Annotated in this window: 17 protein-coding genes; 11 read left to right on the top strand and 6 right to left on the bottom strand. The window is 66.3% G+C overall.

The window, feature by feature from the left end; translation table 11 throughout:
* The coding region (locus A5784_RS20060; protein ID WP_156750671.1) for a helix-turn-helix domain-containing protein at window positions 1-300 on the bottom strand (300 nt) is incomplete at its 3' end.
* 53 nt (window positions 301-353) lie between these two features.
* Between A5784_RS20060 and A5784_RS20055 the strand changes: the two genes are divergently transcribed.
* Window positions 354-1,061 carry a class I SAM-dependent methyltransferase gene (locus A5784_RS20055; protein WP_064946651.1) on the top strand — a complete coding sequence of 236 codons (708 nt, stop codon included), beginning with the start codon at window positions 354-356 and terminating at the stop codon, window positions 1,059-1,061.
* Here A5784_RS20055 and mmpH read toward each other — a convergent pair.
* The 5 genes from mmpH to A5784_RS20030 form a co-directional block, all read right to left on the bottom strand.
* Complete coding sequence (gene mmpH, locus A5784_RS20050) at window positions 1,058-2,098, bottom strand: MMP endo-(1,4)-3-O-methyl-alpha-D-mannosidase (RefSeq protein WP_082944958.1); 1,041 nt, start codon at window positions 2,096-2,098, stop codon at window positions 1,058-1,060. The two genes, A5784_RS20055 and mmpH, sit on opposite strands and share 4 nt — an antisense overlap.
* A 27-nt stretch (window positions 2,099-2,125) precedes the next feature.
* Entirely contained in the window at window positions 2,126-2,854 is a 729-nt protein-coding gene (locus tag A5784_RS20045; protein WP_064946650.1) for a class I SAM-dependent methyltransferase, read from the bottom strand.
* A gap of 31 nt (window positions 2,855-2,885) precedes the next feature.
* Window positions 2,886-4,118, bottom strand: coding sequence for an MMP alpha-(1->4)-mannosyltransferase (gene manT, locus A5784_RS20040; RefSeq protein WP_064946649.1), 1,233 nt, complete (start codon window positions 4,116-4,118; stop codon window positions 2,886-2,888).
* A 234-nt stretch (window positions 4,119-4,352) separates the two neighbouring features.
* On the bottom strand, window positions 4,353-4,808 hold the full coding sequence (locus A5784_RS20035; RefSeq protein ID WP_064946648.1) for a PPOX class F420-dependent oxidoreductase: 456 nt from the start codon (window positions 4,806-4,808) through the stop codon (window positions 4,353-4,355).
* A 13-nt stretch (window positions 4,809-4,821) separates the two neighbouring features.
* On the bottom strand, window positions 4,822-5,352 hold the full coding sequence (locus A5784_RS20030; protein WP_064946654.1) for a hypothetical protein: 531 nt from the start codon (window positions 5,350-5,352) through the stop codon (window positions 4,822-4,824).
* 126 nt (window positions 5,353-5,478) lie between these two features.
* Here A5784_RS20030 and A5784_RS20025 point away from each other — a divergent pair, with 126 nt between their 5' ends.
* From A5784_RS20025 to glgX, 10 genes are all read left to right on the top strand, one after another.
* Window positions 5,479-5,859: a helix-turn-helix transcriptional regulator gene (locus A5784_RS20025; protein WP_502687525.1), complete on the top strand. Its 381-nt coding sequence runs from the start codon at window positions 5,479-5,481 to the stop codon at window positions 5,857-5,859.
* Between the two features lie 5 nt (window positions 5,860-5,864).
* A complete protein-coding gene (locus A5784_RS20020) occupies window positions 5,865-6,275 on the top strand; it encodes a VOC family protein (RefSeq protein WP_064946655.1) in 411 nt (136 codons plus the stop codon).
* A complete protein-coding gene (locus A5784_RS20015; protein ID WP_064946646.1) occupies window positions 6,276-8,654 on the top strand; it encodes an ATP-binding cassette domain-containing protein in 2,379 nt (792 codons plus the stop codon).
* A gap of 34 nt (window positions 8,655-8,688) precedes the next feature.
* Window positions 8,689-9,489 carry a DUF427 domain-containing protein gene (locus A5784_RS20010; RefSeq protein WP_064946653.1) on the top strand — a complete coding sequence of 267 codons (801 nt, stop codon included), beginning with the start codon at window positions 8,689-8,691 and terminating at the stop codon, window positions 9,487-9,489.
* Window positions 9,490-9,582: 93 nt separating this feature from the next.
* Entirely contained in the window at window positions 9,583-11,445 is a 1,863-nt protein-coding gene (locus A5784_RS20005; RefSeq protein ID WP_064946652.1) for a hypothetical protein, read from the top strand.
* Entirely contained in the window at window positions 11,442-11,627 is a 186-nt protein-coding gene (locus tag A5784_RS20000; RefSeq protein WP_064946645.1) for a hypothetical protein, read from the top strand. Before A5784_RS20005 ends, A5784_RS20000 begins: the two co-directional genes overlap by 4 nt.
* Entirely contained in the window at window positions 11,624-12,061 is a 438-nt protein-coding gene (locus A5784_RS19995; protein ID WP_064946644.1) for a hypothetical protein, read from the top strand. Before A5784_RS20000 ends, A5784_RS19995 begins: the two co-directional genes overlap by 4 nt.
* Entirely contained in the window at window positions 12,058-13,356 is a 1,299-nt protein-coding gene (locus A5784_RS19990; protein ID WP_064946643.1) for a hypothetical protein, read from the top strand. Before A5784_RS19995 ends, A5784_RS19990 begins: the two co-directional genes overlap by 4 nt.
* Window positions 13,357-13,379: 23 nt before the next feature.
* A complete protein-coding gene (locus A5784_RS19985; RefSeq protein WP_064946642.1) occupies window positions 13,380-13,931 on the top strand; it encodes an isochorismatase family protein in 552 nt (183 codons plus the stop codon).
* A gap of 122 nt (window positions 13,932-14,053) precedes the next feature.
* Window positions 14,054-16,192: a glycogen debranching protein GlgX gene (gene glgX, locus A5784_RS19980; RefSeq protein WP_064946641.1), complete on the top strand. Its 2,139-nt coding sequence runs from the start codon at window positions 14,054-14,056 to the stop codon at window positions 16,190-16,192.
* Window positions 16,193-16,279: the final 87 nt, after the last annotated feature.

The raw sequence follows: 16,279 nt of genomic DNA, 5'->3' as shown, positions 1-16,279 counted from the left end.
CGCGATGTGCTGCAGCACTTCCACGACCCTGGTCGCGGGATCCGGTGAGGTGTGCGCTGCGGGTGGAGCGCCGGCGAGCCTGCGCCAGAACACCTCGGCGACAAGGTGTTCCTTGGACGAGAAGTAGGTGTAGGCCGTCGCCGAGCCGACACCCGCCTGCGCCGCCACCCGGCGCACGGTCAACCCCGCGAATCCTTCTCGGCCGATGAGTTCGACCGCGGCGCGGCCCAGACGTTCGACGGTGTCGGCTTGCCGCGCGGTCAGCCGACGGCGAGTCGACTCCAGAGCCGGATCGGACACGTGTCCGGACGCTACTACAACACCCGGAGCCCAGCAACGTAGATTGTGATCCCATGGGCTCCACCGACACTGTGCCATCACCGCTGTCACCACGGGCTGAGCGTCTTTTCGCGCTGGCCGAGCAGGTCACCGGTTTCATGCCTGCCGACGAGGGACGGGCCCTCTACGACGCCGCACTCCGCTACCTCGACGGCGGAGTCGGCGTGGAGATCGGGACGTATTGCGGCAAGTCGACAGTGTTGCTCGGTGCGGCCGCGCAGGAAACCGGTGCGGTGGTCTACACCGTCGATCATCACCACGGCTCCGAAGAGCACCAGCCGGGCTGGGAATACCACGACACGTCGCTGGTCGATCCCGTCACCGGACTGTTCGACACGTTGCCCACCATGCGCCACACCCTCGACGCCGCCGGGCTCGACGAGCACGTCGTGGCGGTGGTCGGAAAGTCCCCGGTCGTGGCCCGCGGTTGGCGAATGCCGTTGCAGCTGTTGTTCATTGATGGCGGCCACACCGAAGAGGCCGCGCAGCGGGATTTCGACGGCTGGGCCCACTGGGTCGATATCGGCGGTGCGCTGATCATCCACGATGTGTTCCCGAACCCTGCCGACGGCGGCCAGGCGCCCTTCCACATCTATCAGCGCGCTCTGGGCACCGGAGCGTTCCGCGAGGTGGCTGTGGTGGGTTCGATGCGGGTGCTGGAGCGGATGGCCGGCCCCGCACGCGAGGAGGACGAAACAGAACAGCCTGGCCAATTCGGCTAGCGGACGACGCACTCGCAGTCGAATTCGCCGTCCAGACCACGCGGCAGGCCCTCGCCGCGGAAGATGCCGCCGGCCGCCGTGGTCGATGACAGCGCGTCGGCAGCCAGGATCATCGCCGCACCCGTCCAGGTGGTGCGCTCCTCGGGCCAGCGTTTGCCGTCGGCGAAAACCAGTCCGGTCCAATAGGATCCGTCGTCTTCCCGCAGGTGCTGCATCGCGGTGAACTGCTGGTGCGCCCGCCGGGTGTCGCCGATCACATCGAGCGCCATCACCAGTTCGCACGTCTCGGCGCCGGTGACCCAGGGCCGGTGATCCACACAGCGGATGCCGAGACCCGGCACCACGAAATCACTCCAGCGGTCCTCGATCCGGGCCACGGCCGCCGCTCCCCGCAGGGCTCCGCCCAGCACCGGGTAGTACCACTCCATCGCGTGGGTGTCCTTGGCGGAGAAGGCTTCCGGATGCGCGACGACGGCATGGCCGAGTCGCCCCAGCGCAACCTCCCACTCCGGCTGCGGATCGTCGAGGTAGTCGGCGAGCGCCAATCCGCACCGGATGCTGTGGTAGATGCTCGCGCAGCCCGTCAGCAACGCCTCTCGCACGGGACCCGAGGGCGTACTGGCCCAATAGATCTCGCCACCGGAGGCCTGCAGTCCGAGGACGAAGTCGATGGCCGCGGTCACCACGGGCCACATCGTCTCGGCGAACCGACGGTCGCGCGTGACCAGAACGTGATGCCACACCCCGGTCGCCACGTAGGCGCAGAAGTTGCTGTCGCTGTTGGCATCCTCGATGACGCCGGCGCGCAACTGGATAGGCCACGAGCCGTCCGGCCGCTGGGCGGTGCGACACCAGTCGAACGCTGCCCTGGCCGGTTCGATGAGCCCGGCCGCGGTGAGCGCCATGGCGTTCTCAACGTGATCCCACGGATCGGTGTGCCCGCCGTCGAACCACGGCAGGGCGCCCGAGGTCTCCTGGGTCGCCGCGATCGACTCTGCTGTCTGGCGGCACGCGGCGGGCGTCAGGACACCCGCCACCCCGGGAGCTTCAGGCAGTCGCAACGTTCACCGCCTGCTCGATGACATCGGCTTCTCGAAATACAACGCGACGCTCTTACCGATCACGGGGTTGAGCAGCGACTCGGCCGCCCTGGTCAGAAACGGCCTGCCCATCATGTCCCACACCAGCAGCTGGTGATACGCCTTGACCGCGGGATGGTCGTTCTTATCCGTGCCCACAAGGCATTTCAGCCACCAGTACGGCGAGTGCAGGGCGTGGGCGTGATGGGTATGGGTCAGCTCCAGACCGTGGGCCAGCACCTTGTCGCGCAACGCGTCGGCGTGATAGATCCGGATGTGCCCACCCTCGTTGGCGTGGTATTCGTCGGACAGCAGCCAGCACACTTTCTCCGGCAGCCAGCGTGGCACCGTGATGGCGAGCGCGCCACCGGGTTTGAGCACGCGCACCAGTTCGGCGATCGCGCGGTCGTCCTCCGGTACGTGTTCGAGGATCTCCGAGGCGATGACGCAATCGAAACTGCCGTCGGCATACGGCAGGTCGAGCGCGTCGCCCTTGACGGCCTCCCCCTTGGCCGAGAGCGGTACGTGCCCCTCCTCCCGCATGGCACGCAGCATCGTCTCGACGTCGTTGAGGTCCGACACGCTCTGGTCGAAGCCGATCACGTCGGCACCCCGCCGGTAGGCCTCGAAGGTGTGCCGACCCGCACCGCAACCGACATCGATCACCGTGGTACCCGGGCCGATGCCGAGCCGGTCGAAATCAACGGTCAACACTTATTCACCTCTGTGCTCCTCGCGTGCGCGTTCACACCCCAACCCGCTCACGCGCCATCTCATACACCCAAACAGTCTGGGCAGCAACTGATTCCCAACTGAACACCTCGACTGCGCGCTGTCGCCCCGCCGCACCCAGCCTGCGCCGCTCCAACGGCGAATCGAGCAACTGGCCGAGCACCGCGGTGAGCTCGTCGACGTCGGCGGGCCGGACCAGCCGGGCGCACTCACCGTCGTCGCCGACCACCTCGGGTAAGGCTCCCGCACGGCTCGCGACGATCGGCGTGCCGCTGGCCATGGCCTCCACTGCAGGCAGCGAAAAGCCTTCGTAGAGAGAGGGTATGCAGGCGACCTCGGCAGAGGCCAGCAGGTCGGCCAATTCTCGATCGGACAACCCGCTGGAGCTGTGCACGATGTCGGAGATACCGAGCTCGGCGATGAGTTTCTCGGTGGGGCCGTTGGGTTCCAGCCTGGATACCAGCTGGACGTCCAGGTTGCGTTCCACGCGCAATCGGGCGACGGCATGCAGCAGGTGACTGATGCCCTTGAGCGGTACGTCGGCGCTGGCGATCGCGATGATGCGGCCGCTGACGCGGTCATCGGACGGCTTGAACAGCTCGGTATTCACGCCGAGCGGCACGACGTGCAGCTGCCCCGGGGACACCCCGAAGTCCTCGGCGACATCTGCCGCGGAGGACGATGACACCGTCAGCAGCTCCGGCATCCGCCGAGCTACGCGCTTCTGCATCTCTGCGAAGCCATACCACCTGCGCACCAACGGTTTACGCCACCACGTGGCGGCGTCGACCTCCACCTGCCGGTCACGGGTGATGGGGTGATGCACGGTGGCGACGACCGGCAGACCCAGATCAGCGATCTTCAGCAGCCCGGTGCCGAGGCTCTGGTTGTCGTGCACGACGTCGAACTCGTCGCGGCGGCGGGCCAGCATCCGGGCGGCCCGCATGGTGAACGTGCGGGGCTCCGGGAAACCCGCCGTCCACATCGTGAGCAGTTCGAGCACGTCGATGTGGTCGCGAATCTCGCTGAGTCGTGGCACCCGGAACGGGTCGGGTTCGCGGTAGAGGTCGAGGCTGGGCACCTCGGTCAGCTTGACCCTGGGGTCCAGGAGCTCCGGGTAGGGCTGGCCGGAGAACACCTCGACCTCATGCCCCAATTCGGCCAGCCCGGCGCTGAGGTGACGGACGTAAACGCCCTGACCGCCGCAGTGGGTCTTGCTTCGGTAGGACAGCAACGCGATACGCATAGTCAGCTCACTCGTCGGCGGAAACGGCGCTGAACAGGGCAGACGGACTCACGCAGCGACTCCGGACCCTCTGGACATGTGTCCAGACTATAGTTTGACGTGCTAGCAGACGCAACGCATCCGATGTGAGGGTCCGTGAACCGCTGAGCAGTCGACTAGCAGCTTTCGAGTCTGCGGTGACGGCGCAATACTCCGAGATATCGCCGCCCTCAGCGCAGAGTCAACGCCGGTAGCTCACTCCGGCGGGAACCCTCCTGTAGCCACCGGCCCCCAGCGTCGCGGCGTCAACCGAATCAGGCACTTGCCCTGGTCGACCATCGCCTGCCGGTATTCGTCCCAGTCCGGATGTTCACCGGCGATCGAGCGGTAGTAGTCGACGAGCGGTTCGACGGCGTCGGGCAGGGCGATGACTTCGGCATCGCCGTCGACCTGGACATAGGGCCCGTTGAACTCATCGGAGAGCACCGTCACGCTCGCCCGCGGAGTCCGGCGAATGTTGGCCGACTTCGCCCGCTGCGGATAACTCGAGACGATGATCCGGCCCTGCTCATCCACCCCACCCGTCACGGGCGAACTCTGCAAGCTGCCATCGGCGCGAAATGTCGTGAGCACCATCCGATGTCGCGGTCGAACGAAGTCGAGTAGGGCAGTGAGATCCACGGCGTCCGCCGTCGCATACTTTCGGGCCATGCTTCGACGCTACTCATCCTGAGCGTGGCAGGACGAACGCAAACGGTCGCGGAAATCCCAGCCCCGTGAGACGTGCGCCGCGGACGGCCGCGATGTCAACGGGCACCACCGCTCCCGAGGACGGCTCGTAGCACTGCAACACGTTGTCGGCCGCCGCCACGATCAGCACCCAGTGCCGTGGGATCCCGCGACCACCGACCAGCATCGCGACCGGCCTGCCGGTCTCAAGCGCAGCCAGGACGTCGGCCAACCCATCCCGGTCGCCGCGAAAGGGGCGCCAACGGTAGGTGGCTCCGATGCTGTGGCGGGTCAGGGCCTGCGCCATGCCCGCCGGGGTAGCTCCCAGCCGGCGGGGCCACAAGCGGTTGATCTCCGCGTGGACGCGACGCTGCTCGTCGGAGAACCACTGCAGACCACCCGCGCCCAGCAACGGCGCCCGGTAGGCCGGATCCATCAGCACGCCCGCCACCACCGCGACGGTCGGGCCGCAGGTGACACCGTCACGTTGCCGCAACCGCAGCGCGGCCAGCTGTGCCGGTCTCACCGCCCGGAGCCTACCGCCGAACACCGACCGCACCCCTACGGATGTGGCAGCATCGATCAGGTGGCCACCAGCCCCGACGTGCAACGACTGCGCGACCTCGCGCTGCTGCGTCGTGTGCGCGACCGGATGGACCGCGACTACGCCCAGCCCCTCGACGTGGAAGCGCTCGCGCGCGGGGTGAACATGTCGGCGGGGCATCTGTCCCGGCAATTCAAGCTGGCCTACGGAGAATCGCCGTATAGCTACCTGATGACCCGGCGTATCGAACGCGCCATGGCGCTGCTTCGCGTCGGCGATCTCACGGTCACGGAAGTGTGCTTCGCAGTCGGTTTCTCGTCGCTGGGCACCTTCAGTACCCGCTTCACCGAACTCGTCGGCATCCCGCCGAGCACCTACCGCCAGCAGATGGCCGACTCGGCCGAGGGCATACCGTCGTGCGTCGCCAAGCAGGTGACCAGACCGATCAGGAATCGAGAAGCGTCGACCCCCAAACCGCAATTAGCGTGACGGACATGGACATCACCATCAGCTCAAGTTTCCTTCCACAGAACGACCCGGAGGCCGCCAGGACGTTCTACCGCGACATCCTCGGCTTCGAAATCCGCAAGGATGTCGGCTACAACGGCATGCACTGGATCACCGTCGGACCCGCGGACCAGCCCGATGTCTCCATCGTGCTGTTCCCGCCGGAGGCCACCCCAGGCATCACCGATGAGGAGCAACGCGTCATCTCCGAGATGATGGCCAAGGGCACGTTCGCGAGCCTGCTCCTGGCCACCAAGGACCTCGACAGCACCTTTGAAAAGCTGCAGGCGACGGACGCCGAGATCATCCAGGAACCGACCGATCAGCCGTACGGCATCCGCGACTGCGCGTTGCGCGACCCGGCAGGCAACCTCATCCGTCTCCAGGAGATCCGCTGAATGGCCAAGAGCGCCAAGACTACCCAGGTCCACCCGGCTGACACCCACGACCTCATCCGCGTGCACGGCGCACGCGTGAACAACCTCAAAGACATCAGCGTCGAGCTGCCCAAGCGGCGCCTGACGGTGTTCACCGGAGTGTCCGGTTCGGGGAAGAGTTCGCTGGTGTTCAGCACGATCGCCGCCGAATCGCAGCGACTGATCAACGAAACCTACAGCTCGTTCGTCCAGGGTTTCATGCCGAACCTGGCCCGGCCCGAGGTCGACGTGCTCGACGGGCTGACCACGGCGATCATCGTCGACCAGCAGCGGATGGGTACCGACCCACGCTCCACGGTCGGCACCGCCACCGACACGGGTGCGCTGCTGCGCATCCTGTTCAGTCGGATCGGTAAACCGTATATCGGTTCGCCTCAAGCGTTTTCCTTCAATGTGGCGTCGATCAGCGGCGCGGGTGCGGTCACCGTCTCCAAAGGCGGCCGCACCACCAAGGAACGCCGCAGCTTCAGCATCACCGGTGGGATGTGTCCGCGTTGCGAAGGCCGCGGCTCGGTCAGCGATATCGACCTGACCGCGCTGTACGACGACAGCAAGTCGCTCAACGAGAACGCCCTGACCATCCCGGGCTACAGCATGGACGGCTGGTACGGCCGAATCTACCGGGGCTGCGGCTATTTCGACCCGGACAAGCCGATCCGCAAGTTCACCAAGAAGGAACTCGACGCGCTTCTGTACAAGGAGCCCACCCGCATCAAGGTCGATGGCGTCAACCTGACCTACGCCGGGCTGATACCGCAGATCCAGAAGTCGTTCCTGGCCAAGGACGTCGACTCGATGCAGCCGCACATCCGCGCGTTCGTGGAGCGGGCCGTGACGTTCGCCGTCTGCGGCGACTGTGACGGCACCAGGCTCACCGCGGAAGCCCGGTCATCGAAGATCAAGGGGCGCAACATCGCCGAGGTGTGCGCCATGCAGATCAGCGATCTCGCCGACTGGGTCAAGGGCATCGACGAGGCATCCGTGGCGCCACTGCTGGCGTCCTTGAGCCACACGCTGGACTCCTTCGTCACGATCGGGTTGGGCTACCTGTCGCTGGACCGACCGTCGGGCACGCTCTCGGGCGGAGAGGCCCAACGCACCAAGATGATCCGTCATCTCGGCTCCTCGCTCACCGACGTCACCTATGTGTTCGACGAGCCCACCATCGGGCTGCATCCGCACGACATCGCCCGGATGAACGAACTGCTGCTCGCATTGCGGGACAAGGGCAACACCGTGCTGGTCGTCGAACACAAACCCGAGGCCATCGCGATCGCCGATCATGTCGTCGACCTCGGACCCGGTGCGGGCACCGCGGGCGGCACCGTCTGCTTCGAGGGCACCGTCGAGGAGCTGCGAGCCAGCGACACGGTGACCGGTCGCCATCTCGACGACCGTGCCGCGCTCAAACCGGAGGTCCGAAAGGCCGACGGCGCACTGGAGATCCGCGGCGCCGACACACATAATCTGCGCGACGTCGACGTAGACATCCCGCTGGGGGTGCTGGTCGTCGTCACCGGGGTGGCCGGGTCGGGCAAGAGTTCGTTGATCGACGGGTCGGTCTCGGGACGCGACGGGGTGGTGACGGTCGACCAGGCTCCGATCAGGGGCTCACGGCGCAGCAACCCGGCCACCTACACCGGCCTGCTCGAACCCATCCGCAAGGCGTTCGCCAAGGCCAACGGCGTGAAACCCGCTCTGTTCAGCGCCAATTCGGAGGGCGCCTGCCCGTCGTGCAACGGCGCCGGCGTCATCTACACCGACCTCGGGGTGATGGCCACCGTCGAGTCCCCGTGCGAGGTGTGTGAGGGGCGCCGGTTCGACGCGTCGGTCCTGGAATACACCTTCGGCGGTCGCGATATCAGCGAGGTGCTCGCGATGCCGGTCGCCGAGGCAACCGAGTTCTTTGCCAGCGGTGATGCGAAAGTTCCTGCTGCGCACAAGATCCTGGAACGGTTGGGCGATGTCGGCCTTGGCTATCTGACCCTGGGCCAGCCGTTGACCACGCTGTCCGGCGGCGAGCGGCAACGGCTCAAACTGGCCACCCACATGGGCGAGGCCGGCAATGTGCTCATCCTCGACGAGCCCACCACCGGTCTGCATCTCGCCGACGTCGACCAGCTGCTGGCCCTGCTGGACCGGCTGGTCGATGCGGGTCGGTCGGTGATCGTGATCGAACACCACCAGGCCGTCATGGCACACGCCGACTGGATCATCGATCTGGGCCCCGGCGCAGGCCACGACGGTGGCCAGGTGGTCTTCGAAGGCACCCCGGCCGATCTGGTCGCCTCCCGAGCCACGCTGACCGGGGAACATCTCGCGGATTACGTCGGTACCTGACAGTTATCGGTCCGGGCGGCCGATAATGGTCGGTATGGCCGCCAAGGTGTCGGACCTACTGGCAGAACGTCTCAACTCGCTTCGCTATCAACCGACGGCGAAACGGATCCGTGCCTGCATGGGCGGTGAACCGGTCGCCGATACGTGCGAGGCGGTGCTGGTGTGGGAACCGCGCCGGGTCGTCCCGGCCTACGCGGTGCCCCGCACGGCGCTGACCGCCGGGCTGATTCCTGCGGGCGCCGCGGGCAATGACGATGAGATCCCCGGATTTCTCGATCCGTCCGTCCCGTTCACCACTCACAGTTGCCCGGGCACCACATACGACGTCATCGCCGGTGAGGAGACCAGCGCCGGCGCTGCGTATCAGCCCGACGATCCGGACCTGGCCGGGTACCTGATCCTCGACTTCGCCGCCTTCGAGTGGCGCGAGGAGGACCAACCGATCGTCGCCCACCCGCGTGACCCGTTCCACCGCATCGACATCCTGCCCAGCAGACGACACATCCGCATCGAGCTCGACGGCCGCCTGTTGGCCGAATCTGACCATCCCACATTACTTTTCGAGACCCTGCTGCCCACCCGCTGCTACCTTCCCCGCGGGGACGTGGTGGTGCCGCTCGCCGACAGCAACACGATCAGCTTCTGCGCGTACAAGGGCCGGGCAAGCTACTACTCGCTGCCGGACGGTCCCGCCGATGTGGCGTGGAGCTACCACGACCCGTTGCACGACGCCGGGCCGGTGCGCGGACTGATCTGCTTTTTCGACGAGCGAGTCGACGTCACGCTCGACCATGTGCAGCGGGAACGCCCCGTGACCCCGTGGAGTACCCGCTGACCACTGATTCGGTAGGTCTGGTTTTGACCTGACGAGTTCTGGCAACATCACCACTGACCAAAGTCATCCGGACATAGTCAGTGGGTGGGGATCATGATGGGTTCACCGGAGGTCTCAATCCAGGCAGTTTCGTATTGGGCTGCGGCAGGCACCGAGGGTGGCGGCGCCGCCCTTGATCAGGTGATCGGCATGTCAGTGGCCGCGCTGGTGGTCAGCGTTGCGTTGCTGTGGGTGGGATATCTGCACCGGATGCGACGCATCACGTGGTTGAGCAGCTTCGCAGAACGCCTGGGCCGCAAGTTCCATCGGCCACCCTGGGTCGCATTGCAGGTGTTCCTGTTCACCGCAACCATCATCTGCGCACTGTTCGGATTCATCTGGGATGTCAGCCTTCACATCGGCAAAGGCCGCGATCCCGGCCCGCTGGCGAACCCCGCGCACTACTTCATCCTTGTCGGACTCTTCCTGCTGTTCATCGCCGGATCGCTGGCCATCGTGCTGCCCTACGACAAGCCAGGGCCGGCCGCGATCAGGATCACGCGCACCTGGTACGCGCCGGTGGGCGGGGTTCTGATGGCGCTGTGCGGTCTGTACGCGCTGATTGGCTTCCCGCTCGACGACATCTGGCATCGCATCTTCGGACAAGACGTAACACTCTGGGGTCCAACGCATTTGATGCTCATCGGCGGTGCGGGCCTGTCGTTGATCGCGGTGCTGCTGCTCGAGCACGAGGGCCGCGTGGCCATGGGACCGGATGTGCCCGAGGACAGCAAGTTCAACAAGTTTCTGTACTTCCTGTCTTTCGGTGGCCTGTTCATCGGGCTGTCGGTGTTCCAGATCGAGTACGACTTCGGCGTCGAGCAGTTCCGCCTTGTGCTGCAGCCGATGATGATCGCGGGTGCGGCCGCGCTGGCCGCGGTCGCGGCGCGGCTCGTGCTCGGGCCGGGTGCCGCGCTCATCGCCGCCGCATTCGCCGTCGCGCTGCGCGGTGCCGTCGCCTTCATCGTCGGCCCGATACTCGGTGCACCGATCAGCTGGTTCGCGCTGTATCTGGGCCCCGCGCTGGTGGTCGAACTGCTGGCGCTGACGCCACTTGTCAAGCGGCCCATCATCTTCGGTGCGGTGAGCGGGCTGGGCGTGGCCACCGTGGGACTGTGGCTGGAATCGTTGTGGATCGGCGCGGTTTACCACTACCCCTGGCCAAAGAGCATGTGGGGCGAAGCACTGGCGATGGCGATTCCCGTCGCGATCGCCATGGGCGTGTGTGGCGCACTGCTGGCCCTCGTGCTGACCGGACAACGTCTCCCCCGCCCGGCGATCGGCATCTCCATCGTCATCGTGACAGTCCTGGTGCTCGGCGGCGCGGTGGCCAACGGCCTGCGCACCGAGGTACCGCAGAATGCCGGTGCCACCATCAGTTTGACCGACCTGTCGAACGATGGCGGGCAGCGGATGGTGGCCGCCGACGTGCAGATCACCCCGCCCAATCTGATCAGCGACAACCCGGAATGGGTGTCGATCCTCTCGTGGCAGGGCGGTCTGGCGCATCATCGGGGACTGGTGGTGGATCGCCTGCAGAAGGTCGGCCCCGGCCACTATCGCTCTACCCAGCCGATCCCGGTGTCGGGCTCGTGGAAGACGCTCCTGCGGGTCCAGGACGGCACCACGATGAGCGGCATACCGATCTTCCTGCCCGCGGACCCGGGGATCGGCGCGCCCGAGACCCCCGCGATGCAGTCGATCACGCGTCCCTTCGTCCAGGAGATCACCATCCTGCAGCGCGAACGCAACCTCAACCACCCGGCCTGGCTCTACAACGTCGCCTCGCTCGTGGTCCTGGTGTGCACGCTGGTGTTGATCGCGGGCCTGACCTGGGGCGCCGGCCGCATCAACGCCAAGGAGCTGGAGGCGGGCAGCAAGACCTCCGGTCCCCGACCGGTGCAGCCGCAGACGTGACCGAGACATACCTGGCCGATCACACGCTGCTACTGGCCCTGCCTGCGTTCGTCCCGGCCGTAGTGGTCGTCGGCGTCATCGTCTATATCGCCCGCCGCGACCGCCGCAACCCCGACACCGACGAGGAACCGGCGGATGAAGATGAAACGCGGGGCCGTACAGGCGAAGATGATTCACCGTGACCACGCGTACAAGCAGACTGATCGTTCTGGCCGCCGCTGCAGCACTCTTGGCGGCCGGATGCAGCGGCTCGGACAAGTCCAAGACTGCCGAAAGCGCCGCCTCGACCACTCCGTCGGTGACCACCGTCAACCCATCGGACATGACCAACCAGCAGCAGGCGCCCAACCGCCTGGTGATCGACGTGACCATCAAGGGCGGTGAGGTAACCCCGACCAACGCGTCGCTGCAGAGCAAGGTGAAGGAGCCCATCGTGGTCCGCGTCAACAGCGACGCTGCCGACGAACTGCACGTGCACTCGACGCCGGACCACACCTTCAAGATCGAGCCGCGCACCGGTCAGCAGTTCCAGTTCACCGTTGACGTGCCCGGCACCGTCGAGATCGAGCTGCATCATCTGAACCGCACCATCGCCAGCGTGCAAGTGCAGCAGTGACCCCCCACCGAACCGCCATCCTGGCCCACGGCCTGGGCGGTTCGACGGATCTCCCGATCCCGTACACGTATGCGCTGCTCGGCGCCGCGTGGACACTGACCTTCACGTTTGCCGTCGTCGCCTTCGCGTGGCGCCGGCCGCGGTTCGACCCGGCCAAGCCCGGCCGGGCCGTGCCGGGCTGGGTTGAGGCGACCGTGGATTCACCGGTCACCCGGTGGGCCGTGCGATTGATCGCGCTTGGCTTCGCCGGGTGGGTGGTGATCGCCTCGTCGCTCGGCCCGCAGGACGCCAAGAATCCGCTGCCCGGAGTGTTCTACGTGCTGCTCTGGGTGGGCCTGGTGGCGCTGTCCCTGGCGTTCGGGCCGGTGTGGCGGGTGCTCTCACCGGTCCGCACGGTCTACCGCGTCGTCCGCCTGGCGGTCCGCAGGCAACCGTGGCCCTACCCGGAACGGCTGGGCTACTGGCCCGCGGCCGCTGGGCTGTTCGCGTTCGTCTGGCTGGAGCTGGCCAGCCCGGACCCGGCGTCGCTGGCCGCTATCCGCTACTGGCTTCTGGCGTACGTGGCGGTGACGTTCGCCGGTGCGATGTGCTGCGGTGAGCCATGGCTCACCCGGGCCGATCCGTTCGATGTCTACAGCATGGTGGCGTCGCGGTTGTCCCCGCTACGGCGGCACGACGGGCGGATCGTCATCGGCAATCCGTTCAACCACCTGCCGACCCTTCCGGTCCGCTCGGGTGTCGTCGCGACGCTCGCGGTGCTGCTGGGCTCGACGGCGTTCGACAGCTTCTCGGCGATGCCGCAGTGGCGCAACTTCGTCGATGCGCACGCCGGCTCGCCTGCGGCGGCGTCGCTCATCCGAACCGCCGCCCTGCTGGTGTTCGCGACCACGGTGGCCGTCACCTTCAGCGCCGCCGCGCGGGCCACCGGCGGCGTGGACCGGCAGCGCCGCCGCGCACTACCCGGCCTGATGGCGCACTCGCTCATCCCGATCGTCATCGGCTACGTGTTCGCGCATTACCTGTCCTACCTCGTCGAGCGTGGCCAGCAGACCGTGATCCTGCTACTGGGGCTGGACAACGTCAGCGTGAATTACATTCTGTCGCTTCATCCTTCGGTGCTCGCGAGCCTCAAGGTCGGGTTCGTGCTTACCGGGCACGTCGCCGGCGTGATCGCGGCCCACGACCGGGCGTTGCAGCTGCTGCCCAAACGCCATCAGCTCACCGGCCAGCTGTCGATGATGCTGGTGATGGTCGGCTACACCTTCACCGGGTTGTATCTGTTGTTCGGCGGATGACGACGCGGCGCACAATAAACACCATGCGCGCACTCATCGTCGTGGACGTCCAGAACGACTTCTGTGAAGGCGGCTCACTGGCGGTGACCGGCGGCGCAGCCGTCGCCCGGGCCATCACCGAACTGCTCGCAGGCGACCACGGATACGACCACGTCGTGGCCACCAAGGATTTCCACATCGACCCGGGAGAACACTTCTCCGAACATCCGGACTATCAGAAATCGTGGCCGCGGCACTGCGTGGCCGAGACGCCGGGCGCGGCGTTTCACCCTGAGTTCGACGCGAGCGCGGTGGAGGCCGTGTTCAAGAAAGGCCACTACACCGCCGCCTACAGCGGTTTTGAGGGTGCCGACGACTCCGGCACGACGCTGACGGACTGGCTGCGCGCCCACGACGTGGACGCCGTCGACGTGGTGGGCATCGCGACCGACTACTGCGTGGCGGCGACGGCAGCCGACGCGGTCAAAGCCGGCCTGCGGACCCGCGTGCTCACCGGGCTCACCGCCGGGGTGGCCCCGCAGAGCACCACCGCGGCGATCCACGAATTGCGCTCGGCGGGCGTCGAGGTCAACTAGCCGCAGCGTGCGGCATTTGACCAGCTCAGAGGCGGTAAACGCGATGAATGCGCGCCCATCCGGGGCATGGCGCAGGGTCCGTCCGATGGTCACGCGACGCGGCGGACCCGTAAGGTCGGACTGTGAATCCAGCCGAGCGAACCACGGAACCCGAACTCGAAATCTGGCGGGGTAAGGCTTACCCCCTTGGCGCCACCTACGACGGTTCGGGCACCAATTTCGCGCTGTTCAGCGAGGTCGCCGAGCGCGTGGAGTTGTGCCTGTTCGACGCCGAGGGCACGGAGAAGCGGCTGGTGCTGCCCGAGGTCGACGGGTTCGTCTGGCACGGCTTCGTGCCCAATGTCGAGCCCGGTCAGCACTACGGCTACCGGGTGTACGGCCCGTACGATCCGGCCACCGGGCACCGCTGCAATCCGAACAAGCTGCTGATCGATCCGTATGCGAAGGCCATCGACGGGTCGTTCGACTGGGGCCAGCCGCTGTTCGGCTACAACTTCGGCGACCCCGACAGCCGCAACGACGAGGACTCGGCAGCGCACATGCCGAAGTCCGTGGTGATCAATCCGTACTTCGACTGGGGCACCGACCGGCCGCCGCGTCACGAGTACGCCGACACCGTCATCTACGAGGCACATGTCAAGGGTCTGACCGAAACGCATCCGGACATCCCCGAACAGATCCGCGGCACCTATTCGGCGGTCGCGCATCCGGTGATCATCGAGCATCTGAAGTCGTTGGGCGTGACCGCGATCGAACTTATGCCGGTGCACCACTTCGTCGACGATTCGACATTGCAGGAAAAGGGACTGTCGAACTACTGGGGTTACAACACCATCGGATTCCTGGCTCCCGACCCGCGATACAGCTCGAGTGCCACCGCCGGCGGACACGTGCAGGAGTTCAAGGCCATGGTGCGTGCGCTGCACGAGGCCGACATCGAGGTGATCCTCGACGTCGTCTACAACCACACGGCCGAGGGCAATCACCTGGGGCCCACGCTGTCGATGCGCGGTATCGACAATGCCGCCTACTACCGGCTCGTCGACGACGACAAGCGGTACTACATGGACTACACCGGTACCGGCAACAGCCTCAACGTCGGCCATCCGCATTCACTGCAGCTGATCATGGATTCGCTGCGGTACTGGGTGCTCGAGATGCGCGTGGACGGTTTCCGGTTCGATCTGGCGGCCACCCTGGCCCGCGAGTTCTACGACGTCGACCGACTGAGTTCGTTTTTCGAACTCGTGCAACAGGATCCGACGGTCAGCCAAGTCAAGCTGATCGCCGAGCCGTGGGACGTCGGGCCCGGCGGCTACCAGGTGGGCAACTTCCCGCCGCAGTGGACCGAGTGGAACGGCAAGTACCGCGACACCGTGCGCGACTACTGGCGCGGCGAGCCCGCGACTCTCGACGAGTTCGCATCGCGGCTCACCGGATCCTCGGACCTCTATGAGCAGACCGGTCGCCGTCCGTTCGCGTCGATCAACTTCGTCACCGCGCACGACGGCTTCACGCTGCGGGACCTGGTGTCCTACAACGAGAAACACAACGAAGCCAACGGCGAGGACAATCGCGACGGCGAGAGCAACAACAAGTCGTGGAACTGCGGCGAGGAGGGCCCGACCACCGACGAGGCCGTCAACGAACTGCGGGCCCGGCAGCAGCGCAACTTCCTCACCACTCTGCTGCTGTCCCAAGGTGTTCCGATGATCGCGCACGGCGACGAACTCGGCCGCACCCAAAGCGGAAACAACAACGTCTACTGCCAGGACAACGAGATCTCCTGGATCGACTGGGCCACAGCGGATTCGGAGCTGATGGAGTTCACCCGGACGGTATCGGCACTGCGCGCCGCCCACCCGGTGTTCCGGCGGCGACGCTTCTTCGACGGCAGGCCCGTCCGTCAGACCGGCGCGCCCAGTGCGCCCGACATCGCCTGGCTCGCACCTGACGGCTCCGATATGACGGCCGAGGACTGGGAAACCGGCTACGCCAAGTCGATGGCCGTGTACCTGAACGGGCACGGCATCCCCGACCTCGACGTACGCGGCCAGCAGGTGGTCGACGACTCGTTCCTGCTGTGTTTCAACGCGCACTACGAACCGATCGAGTTCGTGTTGCCGCCGAAGGACTTCGCGGCCCAGTGGACGCCGGTGATCAGCACCGCCGCAAACCTCGACGACACACCCTTGGCGGCCGGAGCGAAGGTCACCGTGGAATCCCGGGCGGTGCTGGTGTTGCGCGCCGAAAAGGATTGAGCGCCACGGTGAGCGTTGCTCACTGTATCGATACGCCGGGCCGTACCAGGAAGTATGGTAACTTCGGCAAGTAGCAGCCGTGGCCGC

This window comes from Mycobacterium sp. 852013-50091_SCH5140682, assembly GCF_001665685.1.
In the GTDB taxonomy this organism is placed as follows: domain Bacteria; phylum Actinomycetota; class Actinomycetes; order Mycobacteriales; family Mycobacteriaceae; genus Mycobacterium.
The sequence above is the reverse complement of the archived record's forward strand: the minus strand, read 5'-3'. Positions and strand labels throughout refer to the sequence as shown.